The sequence below is a fragment of the Pseudomonas lactis genome, assembly GCF_001439845.1.
Lineage (GTDB): Bacteria > Pseudomonadota > Gammaproteobacteria > Pseudomonadales > Pseudomonadaceae > Aquipseudomonas > Aquipseudomonas lactis.
In genome coordinates this window covers 92,147-105,686 of sequence record NZ_JYLO01000017.1, presented here as the reverse complement: position 1 = coordinate 105,686, position 13,540 = coordinate 92,147, and the positions used below count along the sequence as shown (strand labels likewise).

The 13,540-nt window shown below is 54.0% G+C and carries 9 protein-coding genes and 1 tRNA gene; 4 read left to right on the top strand and 6 right to left on the bottom strand.

Annotation, left to right across the window (positions count from 1 at the left end; all coding sequences use genetic code 11):
• The 4 genes from pheT (at position 1) to TX24_RS25980 (ending at position 3,189) form a co-directional block, all read left to right on the top strand.
• On the top strand, positions 1-2,379 hold the full coding sequence (gene pheT, locus TX24_RS25995; protein ID WP_057711693.1) for a phenylalanine--tRNA ligase subunit beta: 2,379 nt from the start codon (positions 1-3) through the stop codon (positions 2,377-2,379).
• A 3-nt stretch (positions 2,380-2,382) separates the two neighbouring features.
• Entirely contained in the window at positions 2,383-2,685 is a 303-nt protein-coding gene (ihfA, locus tag TX24_RS25990) for an integration host factor subunit alpha (protein ID WP_002553164.1), read from the top strand.
• Entirely contained in the window at positions 2,666-3,022 is a 357-nt protein-coding gene (locus TX24_RS25985) for a MerR family transcriptional regulator (protein WP_003174972.1), read from the top strand. The genes ihfA and TX24_RS25985 overlap by 20 nt, the downstream gene beginning before the upstream one ends.
• 90 nt (positions 3,023-3,112) lie before the next feature.
• Positions 3,113-3,189, top strand: a tRNA-Pro gene (locus tag TX24_RS25980).
• A gap of 14 nt (positions 3,190-3,203) precedes the next feature.
• On the opposite strand, the gene TX24_RS25975 is transcribed toward TX24_RS25980, so the two are convergent.
• The 6 genes from TX24_RS25975 to TX24_RS25950 all read right to left on the bottom strand — a co-directional run bounded on the left by TX24_RS25975 (position 3,204) and on the right by TX24_RS25950 (position 13,525).
• Positions 3,204-3,491, bottom strand: a complete 288-nt coding sequence (locus TX24_RS25975; protein ID WP_057711691.1) for a hypothetical protein — start codon at positions 3,489-3,491, stop codon at positions 3,204-3,206.
• A 368-nt stretch (positions 3,492-3,859) separates the two neighbouring features.
• Positions 3,860-4,192, bottom strand: coding sequence for a hypothetical protein (locus tag TX24_RS25970; RefSeq protein WP_057711689.1), 333 nt, complete (start codon positions 4,190-4,192; stop codon positions 3,860-3,862).
• Between the two features lie 258 nt (positions 4,193-4,450).
• Positions 4,451-6,490, bottom strand: coding sequence for a protease Lon-related BREX system protein BrxL (brxL, locus tag TX24_RS25965; protein ID WP_057711687.1), 2,040 nt, complete (start codon positions 6,488-6,490; stop codon positions 4,451-4,453).
• Positions 6,491-6,504: 14 nt separating this feature from the next.
• Positions 6,505-9,129, bottom strand: coding sequence for a BREX-1 system phosphatase PglZ type A (gene pglZ / locus TX24_RS25960; RefSeq protein WP_057711685.1), 2,625 nt, complete (start codon positions 9,127-9,129; stop codon positions 6,505-6,507).
• A 188-nt stretch (positions 9,130-9,317) separates the two neighbouring features.
• Positions 9,318-10,763, bottom strand: a complete 1,446-nt coding sequence (locus TX24_RS25955) for a DUF7017 domain-containing protein (RefSeq protein ID WP_057711683.1) — start codon at positions 10,761-10,763, stop codon at positions 9,318-9,320.
• On the bottom strand, positions 10,760-13,525 hold the full coding sequence (locus TX24_RS25950) for an NERD domain-containing protein (protein WP_057711681.1): 2,766 nt from the start codon (positions 13,523-13,525) through the stop codon (positions 10,760-10,762). Before TX24_RS25950 ends, TX24_RS25955 begins: the two co-directional genes overlap by 4 nt.
• Between the last annotated feature and the right edge of the window lie 15 nt (positions 13,526-13,540).

The following is a 13,540-nucleotide window of genomic DNA, read 5'->3' as shown; positions in this document are numbered from 1 at the left end:
ATGAAATTCAGTGAACAATGGCTGCGTGGCTGGGTAAGCCCGCAGGTAGATCGCGACGCGCTGGTTGCGCGTCTGTCGATGGCCGGCCTTGAGGTCGATAGCGTTACCCCGGCCGCCGGAGTTTTCAGCGGCGTGGTGGTGGGCGAGGTGTTGAGCACCGAGCAGCACCCGGATGCCGACAAATTGCGTGTGTGCCAGGTCAGCAACGGCTCGGAAACCTTTCAGGTCGTGTGCGGAGCGCCTAACGTGCGCCCGGGCCTGAAGATCCCGTTCGCCATGATCGGCGCCCAGTTGCCGGGCGACTTCAAGATCAAGAAGGCCAAGCTGCGTGGCGTTGAATCCAACGGCATGCTGTGCTCCCAGGCTGAGCTGCAAGTGGGTGAGGGCAATGATGGCTTGATGGAGCTGCCGGCCGACGCGCCAGTGGGTCAGGACATCCGTGTTTACCTGGAGCTGGAAGACGCCAGCATCGAGGTCGACCTGACCCCCAACCGCGGCGACTGTCTGTCCCTGGCTGGCCTGGCCCGTGAAGTGGGCGCGCTGTACAACGCACCTGTCACTCGTCCAGTGGTCGCTGCCGTACCGGCGGTACACGACGAAGTGCGCTCGATTGAAGTATTGGCGCCCAACGCTTGCCCGCGTTACCTGGGGCGTGTGATCCGTAACGTCGACCTGTCCAAGCCAACCCCGCTGTGGATGGTCGAGCGCCTGCGTCGTGCCGACGTGCGCAGCATCGACGCCGTCGTCGACATCACCAACTACGTGATGCTTGAACTGGGCCAGCCGTTGCACGCGTTCGATCTTGCCGAAATCAACGGCGGCATCCGCGTGCGTATGGCCGAAGAGGGTGAGAAGCTGGTGCTGCTCGATGGTCAGGAAGTCAGCCTGCGTGCCGATACCCTCGTGATCGCCGACCACGCACGCGCCCTGGCGATTGCCGGCGTGATGGGTGGCGAGCACAGCGGTGTATCCGCGACCACCCGTGATGTATTCCTTGAAAGTGCGTTCTTCGACCAGATCGCGATCGCTGGCAAGGCCCGTTCCTACGGCCTGCACACCGATGCGTCGCACCGCTACGAGCGTGGTGTGGACTGGAAACTCGCCCGTGAAGCCATGGAGCGCGCCACCGGCCTGCTGCTGGAAATCACCGGTGGCGAAGCCGGCCCGATCACCGAAACCGTCAGCGAACAGTACCTGCCGTCGATTGCGCCGATCACCTTGCGTGCCAAAAGCGTTGAGCAAATGCTCGGCCTGGTCATCGAGCCGGCTGAAATCGAGCAACTGCTGTCTGCGCTCGGCCTGGGTATTTCTGCGGGTGGGGAAGGGCAGTGGCAGGTTGCAGTACCTAGCCATCGCTTCGACATCAGCCTGGAAGTCGATCTGATCGAAGAGCTGGCGCGCCTGTACGGCTACAACCGCCTGCCGGTTCGCTATCCGCAAGCACGCCTGGCACCGCAACCCAAGGCCGAAGCGCGTGCGCACCTGCCTGAACTGCGTCGTTTGCTGGTTGCCCGTGGTTACCAGGAAGCAGTGACCTATAGCTTCATTGATCCAAAACAGTTCGAACTGTTCAACCCTGGCGTAGAGCCGTTGCTGCTGGCCAACCCGATCTCCAACGACATGGCCGCCATGCGTTCCTCGTTGTGGCCGGGCCTGGTGAAGGCACTTTCCCACAACCTGAACCGCCAGCAAGACCGCGTGCGCCTGTTCGAAAGCGGCTTGCGTTTCGTCGGCCAGCTCGATGGCTTGAAGCAAGAGCCAATGCTGGCGGGTGTTGTCTGCGGCAGCCGCCTGCCGGAAGGCTGGGCGCAAGGCCGTGAGGTCGTGGACTTCTTCGACGTCAAGGCTGACGTGGAAGCGGTGCTGGGCTTTGCCGGTGCGCTGGACGCCTTTACGTTTGTACCGGGCAGCCACCCAGCCTTGCACCCAGGCCAGACTGCACGTATCGAGCGTGAAGGTCGCCTGGTGGGCTTCGTCGGCGCCATTCACCCGGAACTGTCGAAAACCTTGGGTCTGGACCGTCCAGTCTTCGTGTTTGAGCTAGTCTTGGCTGAAGTTGCGTCGGGCAAGATGCCTAAATTCAGCGAGTTGTCGCGCTTCCCTGAAGTGCGCCGCGACCTGGCCCTGATTGCCGACCGTGAAGTCGCTGCCACTGCAGTCCTGGATGTAATCCGTGAAAATGCAGGGGAATGGCTGACAGACCTCAGGCTATTTGACGTCTATCAGGGTAAAGGCATTGATCCGCATAGAAAAAGCCTCGCAGTTGGCTTGACCTGGCAGCATCCATCGCGCACTCTTAATGACGATGAGGTGAATACCACGACGCAAAATATCCTCACCTCGCTCGAACAAAGGTTGAACGCCACGTTAAGGAAGTGACGTATGGGGGCTTTGACGAAAGCTGAGATGGCGGAACGTCTGTACGAAGAGTTGGGTCTGAACAAGCGCGAGGCCAAGGAATTGGTCGAGCTGTTTTTTGAAGAGATCAGACACGCTCTGGAAGACAACGAACAGGTCAAATTGTCCGGTTTCGGCAATTTTGACCTGAGAGACAAACGCCAGCGGCCTGGCCGCAATCCAAAAACGGGAGAAGAAATCCCGATCACGGCTCGCCGTGTGGTCACCTTTCGTCCAGGGCAGAAGTTGAAGGCCCGAGTTGAGGCTTATGCTGGAACCAAGTCATAACGACGAGCTACCCGTCATCCCAGGCAAACGCTACTTCACCATTGGTGAAGTCAGCGAGCTGTGTGCGGTAAAACCGCACGTGCTGCGCTATTGGGAGCAGGAGTTTCCTCAACTCAACCCCGTCAAACGCACCGGGAACCGTCGGTATTATCAGCGCCAGGACGTACTGATGATCCGACAGATCCGCGCGCTGCTGTACGACCAGGGGTTCACCATCAGCGGCGCACGCCAGCGTATGTCCGGTGATGAAGCCAAAGACGACACCACCCAATACAAGCAACTGATCCGCCAGATGATCTCCGAATTGGAAGATGTACTGGTGGTGCTGAAAAAATGATTCAAGCTTTAAAAATACTTCCACATTTCAAAAGCTTGCGGTATATTCCGGTTCGCTTCGTTAAGAAGCGAACCCAGTAACACGCCTAGTCGGGGCGTAGCGCAGTCCGGTAGCGCACTAGCATGGGGTGCTAGGGGTCGAGTGTTCGAATCACTCCGTCCCGACCATATTTTTCAATGACTTAGCCCGGTTCGGAGACGACCGGGCTTTGTTGTTTCTGCGGTTTGATCATTTTGGTCACCGTTGGGTCACCGTTAGCAAAAGGCTCGTAGAGTGCCATACAGGGCATCGTTGCGTTGAGCTCTGTCAAAGCTCCAGTCCTGACTGTATTGGCTGCGGTCTGTTCCTTGTCGCGAACTTTCTCTTGACGGGCACTGGCTGATATCTGATATCGGCACGAAGAGTTGTACTCAGCTCTTTTTTTGATCTCCACCTGAAGGATATGGAAGATCAGGGTGAGATCGATCACCAGCTGTGTAAGGCAGGTGTTTTTGTCCTGCGGGTGGCATAGATCCGTACCATCCGCAACAGTGAGGTGCTTTTGGCGTCAGTGAGAGGGCCTAGGGGCGGCGCAGGCGGGACCCTTTGCAGTTGGCATCAATTGAGTGGAGATCGTCGCATGGTGAGCGTTGTAGAGGGGCGGTTTTTCTGGAGTTCGGAGGAAGGCCCGAGATGGTGTAGTCAGACAAAGCTCGAAGCAACTGACAAGGTAAGGCTTTCTCGACGCTCGTTAAATTGAGTAGGTTCGATGTAGCTATGCGGTCATCCATTGTCATTGCACGCAATGGCTGAGGCTATGGGCGCTCAAAAGAAAACGCCCGGTGCAAATTTTTTTAACTACTCATTTTCATCCACGGCTACGGCGCTGAAACCGAGGTCTTTTATCATTATCACGCCTGGGGTTACACACTGAGCGGCGTTAATAGAAAGCTTGCCGGTGCTGAAATCTTGGGTGTACCCCACCTTCCATGTGAAGAGCTGCCTTGTTTCGGTGGTTTCACCCTGCGACGTAGTGAAGAACGAAGTTTCGAAGTCGACGTCGTCCTCATCATAAGCTTGTTGACTTGTCTGGACAGTATCACCTTGCTTCAAGGTGTCGGCGTCAACCCGAAATTCCTCATTTTGAAGGCTGATCACAGCCTCACCCATACCTTCGATGTAAAACGCCATCCGATTGCACTCCTTGGTTAGAGTGGAATTGTAAAGGTGAATCAATGAACCAAGCCAGCATTTCGAAAACTGATGCTTGCCGGATGCTTGCCATGCTTCTCTACCGGCCGTTATTCCTGAAGAAGAGAAACTGTGCACTCATCACCTCAAACCCAATCCTGTCGAGCCTCCCAATGAGGCTTGGAGGTGTCTGCGGAATCAGTGGCGTTTCAAACAGCCCGCCTCAAAGTCGCAAGCGGGCTAATAAATGGACTTGTTTCAATCTACGCCCATTGCCTTAAAAATAGCCTCAACTGGTTCACCATAAAAGCTGGTCTGGAACTTGGTGAATAGTTCGGCTGGTATGCTGGGGATGTCCTTGGCGCTACTCATTGGAAGCGCTACACGTTTACCTCCCGCGTCGAAAGCTACTTGCAGGCACTCGGCGATGCTTTCAACTGGCGTGATGCTGCCGCCTAGGCTCATATCGCCGAGGACGATCATTTGCCCTTGTGCAGGCCTGCCCATCAGTCCAGAGGCGAAGGCGACTAAGCTTGGTAGCGCCATATGAGTCAGAGGGCCGGTGTTTTGTAGTTCAACCACATGCAGGTGGAAGTCATGGTCGAGCACCTTTGCTGAAGCGCTGATGCGCGAGGCGTTGGCCTTGAAGTAGTCAAAGGCAATTTTCACCTGTTCTTTGGCAGAGCTGGAATTCCACAGACCTGAGGTAGCTAGCTTGCCAGTACCCTTGGTCACCTGCAGTTCGATCCGATATAGCCCAGGCATGCCTTTGCCGCTCAAGCCTATAGTGTGGATAAAACCGGGCTTTCCTGGGCCTTCAGGGATAAGACCACCACCGCCTTGCTCTTTAACAGTGACGAAGTGTTCTTCGAGGGTTTCGTTGTCGATGTAGCTAAAGTGAACATCGTAGAACTCCATTCCACCGATCTTCTTTAGTTGTTCTTTCACTCGTCGGCGGACCTGAAGTGCGTATTCGAGGCACTGGCGCACGTCTTCTTTGGTGAACACATCGTGCGGGTAGAGCAGCTTGAGCAGACCGGATACTGTTTTGCGTACTGCGATCACATCGCGCTGGTTTAGGTTGTTACCCAGTTTGAAGTGTTTGTCGATGGCGTCGGCGAAGCTGCGCTTGCGCATTTCGCGGAAAAACTCAGCCAGGTAATCGACGATCAATCCGTATCGATTGGTGAAAAATTCCGGGCGCATTTTTGGGATTTCCCACCCAGGAATGTAAGCGTGAAATCGGTCGAAAAAGGCTGCGTCGATCATCGGCTCAGGGAAGGGGGCCAGCAAGTGACTGGTTTTCACCAAAGACTCGACGCTCTGATTGATGTTTCCGACGAAGACCATGGAAGCGGAGGCTTCCATCTGCTCACGGCCACGACCGAAGGAGCCGGAGGCCATGAAGTCCTTCATGATTTGCACGCCGTCCTTGTCCTTGAAGTTGATGCCTGCTACTTCGTCGAAGGCCACTACGTCCCAAAGTCCGACCAGACCTATGCGGCGACTGCTCATGTTGTAGAACAGGTTAGCGACGGTGGTTTGGCCGCCAGACACAAGCATGCTGTTCGGTGAGCACTCCTTGTAGATGTGGCTCTTGCCAGTACCGCGAGGGCCGAGCTCGCAAACGTTGTAGTTGTTCTCCACGAAGGGAACCATGCGGGCCAGCAAATGCCACTGCACGGATTCATCCAGCGTCGATGGCTCCATGCCGATGGAGCGAATCAGTGTCTCGCGCCAGTTTACGCTACTCAGCGCTGCGCGCCCTTCGAACAGCTCCTGCATGTTCATGTTCGGCATTTGGATTGGTTTGAGCAGTGTGACGCCAAAAGGTGATCCCGATTGGCCTTCCTCGTGGTAATAACTGAGTGTGGCAATTACCCAAATACCGCCGACCAGCAGCTTTTCGTATTCCTTGACGATGCCGGCAGATATCTCAGCATCCTTGATGCCGAGGTTGCTGAATGAGGCCTCGTATCGGTCCTTGCGCTCATTGAGCCGCACTGTTACCCGGTCGATTACCTTGTAGGTGCCACGCTCGCGAACCAACGATTTGACCTTCTCAGCTTCATCCGGGCGAACATAGTTTTCGGCCAGTACGGTTTTGACGTTCTTCAGGCCCTGCTCGATGACCTCTGGATCATTGGAGGCGCAGTACATGCCTAGTAGGTACTCAAGCACGTAAACCGGTACGTTCGCGCCTTCCTTGATTAGCTTGGTCAGATCCTTACGCACCACGCGTCCGGCGAAATGCTCGTTGAGCAACTGATCGAGATCTTTATCTACTTGGTTTTCCATCTAGTCTCGTACTCTCAAAAAAAGTCGTCGGTGAAAGCCAGATCAATCGTCACACGGTAGCGCTCAAGCTCCGTATTCAGATCCTTGTCGCGGATCACCAGGAAGTAATCTTTCTGCCGGTCGAAGTCGCTGCCTGAAAGTGACAGGCGTACCTGCTTAAGGCGCTCGCTCATGGAGTCAGTCGCGCAATCAAACGTAACAACCTCCTCACTGGAGACAGACTGCTCCCCTTCGTAGATCGCAACAGCAACCGTTACTGGAAGCACCTGTTCGCTGACCGATTCGGTCTGGATCAGGTCAAATCGCTGGATATTGGTGACCATCTTCAGGGCTGATTTCGGTGAGATCACGCCGACTTTACGCTTGGTGCGTTTCTCTGCTTTCTCACCGCGCAACTGGTTGACCATCAGCACAGGCACCACGATTTCCTGAGGCATGGCCCCGCCATGGACGAAGCGTGCACCGCCCACAAAGTGGAAACGATTTGCGCCTTTTGGTATCCAGAACTGAGTGTCTGATGTTGTGCCCGCAGTCTGCTTGGTCGATCCCTGCCAGACATCCTTGGCAGCAGGCAGAGTATGGCCAATGACATAGCGTTTTTTACTCTTGATCGCACTATCCGGCTTCTCTGCGAGTGAGGTGCGATCCGCCGCATCAAGCTTGCTCTGCTGGAAGAGGAACCCATGATCGGCCGTGATCAACACCGTGCTGGTGTTGAAGTGCATGAGAATCTTGCGGGTCAGTTCGGTCAGCTCCTCAATGGCGAACTCCACGTGGTGGAAGGTATCCACCTCGGAGCCACCGCCTTTGTCACTACGGTCATCGATCACGTTGTGATAGACGTAAACCAGTTGCTGATCCTTAAGCGCTTCACGCCCAGCGTCACGGGACCACTCTTTGACTTGAAGTGCGGTCACGGCCATGCCGCCATGCTGGGCAAGAACCTTATCGCGAGCGATGGTGTTGCCAGTATTGAGTCCGTCTACAAAAACACCATCACTGCCCTCGCGATACTCCAGCGTCTGGTGTGGCAGCAGGGACGCCATGCCCAGCGTGGTGTAACTCGGCAATACGCCCAACTGGCTATTCAGGCTGGCCTTGCTGTAACGCTTTTCATTGATGCGCTGGCACAGCTCGACGGCGGCTTCATAGCGGAAGGCATCGCTGATGATTACTACAACGCGCTTGCTACGATGCCCCTCCAACAAGGGCGCTACCCAACGCTCATAAAAATTTTGCTGGTTAGGAATGCCAGGTATTTTCCAGTGCTCCAAGCGCTGTTCGGCCTCAACGCGGTCGCCCCAGGAGCGCCCGAGCTGATCGAGATACCAATACGCATAGCACTGCTCGACGGCCTCATCGAGCTTCTTCAGCAGCTCGACGTGGGCGCGCTGAGACGCGGCGAAATAATGGCGGTAAGCCGTGTCAAAGCGATACAACTCGCTCTCATAGGCTTTGTACAGTGCCTCTGAACTGGTGAAGTGGAAGCCTGCAGCGTGCTGGTGCCGCAGCGTAAACAGGTCGATTGCAGCCGACAGCGCCGTGTATAGCAGCCGGTACTTGCGGCGTGTCTCATCGTCCTTATGGCGAGTCGCCCAATAGTTATCCAGTCGCTCGGAAATGATCTTCGCAAACTGACCGAGGTCACGCGGATCTGCCTCCGGAATAGCCTTGGTCAGATCGACGATGATCTGCCGCTCGACGGCTTCGAAGGTTGCAACATTTGCCAAGCTCTCCAACGAAACTTCACAAATTTTCTGAGTGATATGTAGGGCCTCACCGACCCAGCCGGAAATCTCATCATAGGCTTGGTAAAACCGTGAGCTGTCACGCCAGCGGGATAGCAGTGCACGTGAAGTAGCGCGTGCGCTGGCTGAGGGGATAGCAATCGCTGAGGCCCAGTTGGGTATATCGCCGATACTTTCGCAGAACCCGGTTGCCAGCAGTCGAATTAGGAAATGCCCGAAGCTGAAGGGTTTATCGCCACTGATTTCCTCGATGGAGGCTGGATAGCCTACCTCGTCACGCAGGGCCTGCAGCAACGCAGGCATAAGGTCGAGCTTGTACAGTTCATCGATGACCGCTGGATTCTGCTCAAGACCCAAATCGTCACGTACGGCACCATCGGCCAAAGTGCAAAGCAGCGTCATGACTTCACTGCCACTTGCACCCAGCACAGCGGCAATCATCGCCAGATCCAGCTCATGCTCAGTGTCAGTTGGTTGGATCAAACGCTTCAGGCTAGCTAGACGAGCCTTGCTGCCAAGGAAGCGCTCACGTTTGGCTAGATGTTCACGGAGTACCTGCTGGTGTAAGCCCAGGTCATTGAATATCAGTGACACTTTGTCAGCGTAGAAACTGCGCGAGTACAGCTTGATGTCCAGCAGCCAGTCATCATTCGCGTCTGGTTCGGCGCAAGGGAAATAGAGCAGGTACTTACCTTCAGTGTCCTCAAGCTCCAGCTTGAGCTTGGTACCGAAGGTGGAATGCCCCTGCATGTTCAGCACCTGAACGCCGGGCAGATCAAGCTGGCGGAGTTCATCCGTGAAGCCTTGCTCAGGGTCGTACCAAAAAACGATGCGGTGGTTTTCTGTGAAGAATGCCTGATTCAGGCCTTGGGTCAGTTGTTGGGTGTTCATGCACTTATTCGCCTAGGCCTGAAACAGGAAACGAGAGGTCAGCGTGGGAAATGTCATCGTAAGACAACAATGCATCCCTGACGGCCCGGAACTCATCAATATGTACGTTTTTTCGGCGTAGATGTGGTTCTTGAAAACATCCGGAGATTTATTTCTCGAAAAGCCTGTGTTGTCACCATAGTTGTAATTCATGGCTGGCATTGCAATGGTCCGAGTTCGCCTGAGTTTGGTGAGCCAGCTTCTTTCAAGAGAGAAATAGCTTTCCATCCATATTTGTTTTTGGTTTTGTCAAAAGACATAACGGCTACGCCGGCAACCTCGGCGTCCCGCTGTACGCCTTCAACCAGAGTTGCGGGGGCAAAAATTTCGCCACTTACAAACCCAAATCCTTTTTCGCTTACTTTCAAGCGCCCTTTGAATGAACGGATATCCTGAGTTTCAATCACCTGTATGTTCTCAACCGAAATGACATCCTGATTCTCAGAGCCCATGTCACAAAAAATCTTCACAAAAGTTCCAGGCTTAGGGATTTTTCGATACTCGAATACAGACTTTTTCGCAGAAAACTTAAGATCTCTGTGGATATAAATCGTGGCGCCTTTACCTGACTCGTGCACTGAAAGAAGTACGCCTGACAAGTAGGTAGGTTTGATCATGGCGTACTGATCGGCACCTATTGCGAGCTCCTCTACATGAGCATCAAGATCACTGGTATCCAGCGATGCGTCAAACCATGCAGATGACGTAAGCTCAACGATGCTGCCTTTAAGCGGCCAGCTATTATTGCTGTAGATTTTTGTCAGTTTTACCAGTGCCTTTGAGGCGTAATCATGCACGCCTGTCTGGGCAAGTAACTCCGCCAGTCGCACCAGTCCGGGGATGCTGAATATGGGGTCATGAGCGCAGGTTAAGCCGAAAGAGATTAGGCAAATAGATTTTTTCGGTTCGTTTTCGTAGGTCTTGGCCAAGCCAAACCATGCCCAGGATTCACCGCGTTTGTTTCTCAGCACGGACATATAGGCGTCTCGTGCCCTTACGATGTCGCCGGCAGCTACAAAAATTCTGGCTTTATCGTATTCAAGCCAAATCTTGCTTTTCGATGAGTCCTGAGTCTTATCCAGTGCGTAGTTTATAAGTGCGACGACTCGACTAGCTGGAAGGGAGCTTTCTAAGCCTTTTTGCAGGTAATTGACGGCCACCATGCGTGCCAGTCGCAGTACAACGCTGGGTGACTCTCCTTTTTCTGTGCTAAATGGTTTGTGATCGTCAGGGCTAAACAAGGAGCTGCCGCGTTGCAGAATAAAAAGACAGATTGGATCACAGAACTTTCCGGTCTCACGGAAAAGATTCCACAGCCGGAAATCAATATTTTCACTTGGGAGCTCTAGCTGAAGGAGTTGAATGCGAGATGCCCAAAGATCAATCATCCGCTGCTCATTGGGATGCGGCGTTTTGTTATCGCGTGTTTTGATAGGCTCAAGCAGCTTTTTCAGCGCTGCATAAATGACCCAAAACAGCGAAGTCTTCAAGAACGCGTTACCAGAGTCTTGCTCCAATGCCATGGAACCTACCTGCCAGGCACCTTCCAGGTCCTCACGCGATTTGTGATCCCGAATATCATCAAAAATGCTCATGACGGTACCGCCAGAGCTTTCTCCAGTTGTTGCACGATACCTTCTGTGGACGCTTTCAAGACCCGTATGGAGCTGACCATTCCGTCTTTGTTAGCATCAACTTGGATTTCAATGCCTTCGTTATCAACTGCGAGCGTCAACTGCACCCGGTAACTGGCCTCCGTTCCCTCAATTATCACGAAGCTATTCGCAGTTAATAGCTCCAGAAGTGTCTCGACAGCTTCAGCCAAGTTTTCGCTCTGCGGCTTGAAAGGCTTCATCAGGAGCTTTCTAATGGCTTTCTGTTCAATATCATTGCCGTCTATAAAAACCACGTTGGTAACGGCAAATTTTTTGTCGTAATACAGTCTGACTCGAATGTTTGTAGCGGCTGTTCGGTTAGAGAATGTGATGACCACCTGATAGCTATGCTCACGCCAGTCGCTAAGGCTCCAGTCTGAATCGGCAAGCCTTTCGCTTAGCTCAAGAAAAAGCGGGCGCAATGCCATGTCGCTGAAACTCGACGGCATAGCCATCGAGGCTTCCTGTACTGTGGGGTTGCGAAATGCGTCATAAAACAGACTGTGCTTGAGCGGGAAAGTACCAATTTTGATGTTATGGGCGCGGCTCACAGCTGCATTACTCAGGGGACTGAGCAAGGGCATCTGTCGGACAGTGAAGGTCTCGTCAGCGCCGACGGAGGCGGTATACAACCAGCGGAAATAGTCGGCGTTGTTGGGTTTTACACTCGAAGCACTGCGTGATGCATTTACCCAGACACTAGGCCAGCGGCGCCCCTGAGCGCGATGCAGAGTCAATGCGTGAGCAGGACGGATAAGCGCTGCAGACAGATACCCTCGCGCCTGCAGAACTTGGTATTCAAACCTGTCATATTCGGCCCTTGCCTGCTTATAGCTGGGATCAGTCTTATTCGGTAGTCGCTGCTTGTGCACTTCAAGATCTGGCTTGGCAAGTTGCCGAGCAAGTACTTGGAGCGCCAGGGACTGGTCTGCGGTGATGTCAGGCCGATCAGCTTCAAAGTAATCTACCAAGTAGCGGAACTCCACTTCTCCCAAGCCTGGCAGCCGGCAACGGGCTCGCTGGAAGTGAAGGTGTATTGGCTCTTTGCGTCCACGCAGCTCAACAAAGTGAGTTTCAATACGCTCCTCAACAAAGTCGACAAGACCGATCTCTCCGGAGCTGACCCAGCGAATAGTACTTTGATTGAATGCATCAGGCTCGGACGACAAGATCGGCGTGCGGTTGTGGAAGTCAATCCGATCACCCGCCGCCAATTTGCTCGGACTGAGATGGCCCAGAATTTTTGTTTTCACCGCGCCATTGACCTTGGCGGCTTGTTCATGAGTGCCGCAAACCAGAATGGATTCAGCGCGTACATTGGAGATGTCCGGCACCCAGCCCCTTGAATTGACGTTTTCAAGAATCTCAAGACGCTTGCCCGACAGGCGCGGCAGCTTGTTGAAGCGGTCTTTGTCTAAGCTATCCACGAGATGCGCCTGCAGTTTGCTTAGCGCGTCATCTCCGTCGTCCAAAATCTGTTCGGTCAACAGGTAGCTGACAACGCCGAGCCCTAACTGCTCCAGCATGTTGCCGCTGATCAGGGAGCGCTGCAGTGATCCTCTAGGCATCTGATAGGGATCGCCGATCACCACAAAAGGCGTTTTATGCTTTGCAATAACCGAGAGAAAGTCATGAATCAGTCGACCAGAACCATATCGCCGGTCCCCCACTTCAAACTCTTCGTCACTCAGCAGGTGGGCATCAACCAATACAGGGATTTTGCCGTGTAAAGGGTGGTCCTCTCTTGTCTCGTGAATTCCTAATTTGCGGCCGTCTTTGGTCTCAAAACGGTTCGGCTGCTGACTGTAAAGCCATGTATAGATCGAGATCGGCTGTGCCATTGGGTGATGATAAGTCGAGGAAATACGGGCGCTAGGGGTCAACAAAAGCATTTCGACAGCGGTCTCTTCCAATGCATCCACAAGGTGGGGGAACAAAAAGCGCTTGCCGGTCGATACCATGCCGGCGAGACGAAATACGCCGCTGCCAGATTTCAGCCAGGTCGAGAACTCGCCCAGTGCCTGACTTTGCTGCTGAGTCAATCTGTGTCCATCACGCGCTGAAGTCTCCCGGCCGCACAATCGATTGAGTTTGGGAGCGCCTGCCGGAACAAAAGGATCAATCCCCAGTTGAGCGGTGAGGCGTTCCATGTTTTCGCGCGAGAGAAAGATCTCCCGGCTGACAATGGCGTCCAAATCGCGAACGATCCGTCCCATATCACTGATATGGAACCAGGGCTTTATCGGGCCGGGTAAGTGGCGATGATCGAATTCAATCGGCCCTTGAAAGGCTACCAGTGCTGCGACATGCCGCCAGTTGCAGGTCGCGTTAAGGTCGGTAAAGTTCCGGCCCAAAAAATCAAGCATGACCCCTTTGTTGTTACGCAACTGGCGCAGCGGATTGACGCTGGCACCACCCTTTACTTGGACGTTGCTCCCCGTTTCCTCATCCACAATCAACCAAGGGCCATCATCGGAAAATTGTAGTTTTCCACGGAACTCCTTGAAGTCGAGGATGATCACCGCATTCGGCTTGATCACCATGGCATCCAGTTCACGGCTGCCCACATAGAAATTGCCCAGCAGGTACCAGTCCTGTCCAGAAACCGAACAGTGTTCGTCGAGCAAATCAAACAGCTCGTTGAATGCTCGATTTTCGTGCGTATGCTCGAAGGGTGTGCCTCGGAATGCTTTCAGTGCCATGGGTAATGCTCCATG

What these genes read in the sequence shown, in the direction of transcription:
- TX24_RS25985 (WP_003174972.1), top strand. Translation starts at nt 2,666, where the DNA reads ATGCTGGAACCAAGTCATAACGACGAGCTACCCGTCATCCCAGGCAAA.
- pglZ (WP_057711685.1), bottom strand. Translation starts at nt 9,129, where the DNA reads ATGAACACCCAACAACTGACCCAAGGCCTGAATCAGGCATTCTTCACA.
- pheT (WP_057711693.1), top strand. Translation starts at nt 1, where the DNA reads ATGAAATTCAGTGAACAATGGCTGCGTGGCTGGGTAAGCCCGCAGGTA.
- ihfA (WP_002553164.1), top strand. Translation starts at nt 2,383, where the DNA reads ATGGGGGCTTTGACGAAAGCTGAGATGGCGGAACGTCTGTACGAAGAG.
- TX24_RS25970 (WP_057711689.1), bottom strand. Translation starts at nt 4,192, where the DNA reads ATGGCGTTTTACATCGAAGGTATGGGTGAGGCTGTGATCAGCCTTCAA.
- TX24_RS25955 (WP_057711683.1), bottom strand. Translation starts at nt 10,763, where the DNA reads ATGAGCATTTTTGATGATATTCGGGATCACAAATCGCGTGAGGACCTG.
- brxL (WP_057711687.1), bottom strand. Translation starts at nt 6,490, where the DNA reads ATGGAAAACCAAGTAGATAAAGATCTCGATCAGTTGCTCAACGAGCAT.
- TX24_RS25950 (WP_057711681.1), bottom strand. Translation starts at nt 13,525, where the DNA reads ATGGCACTGAAAGCATTCCGAGGCACACCCTTCGAGCATACGCACGAA.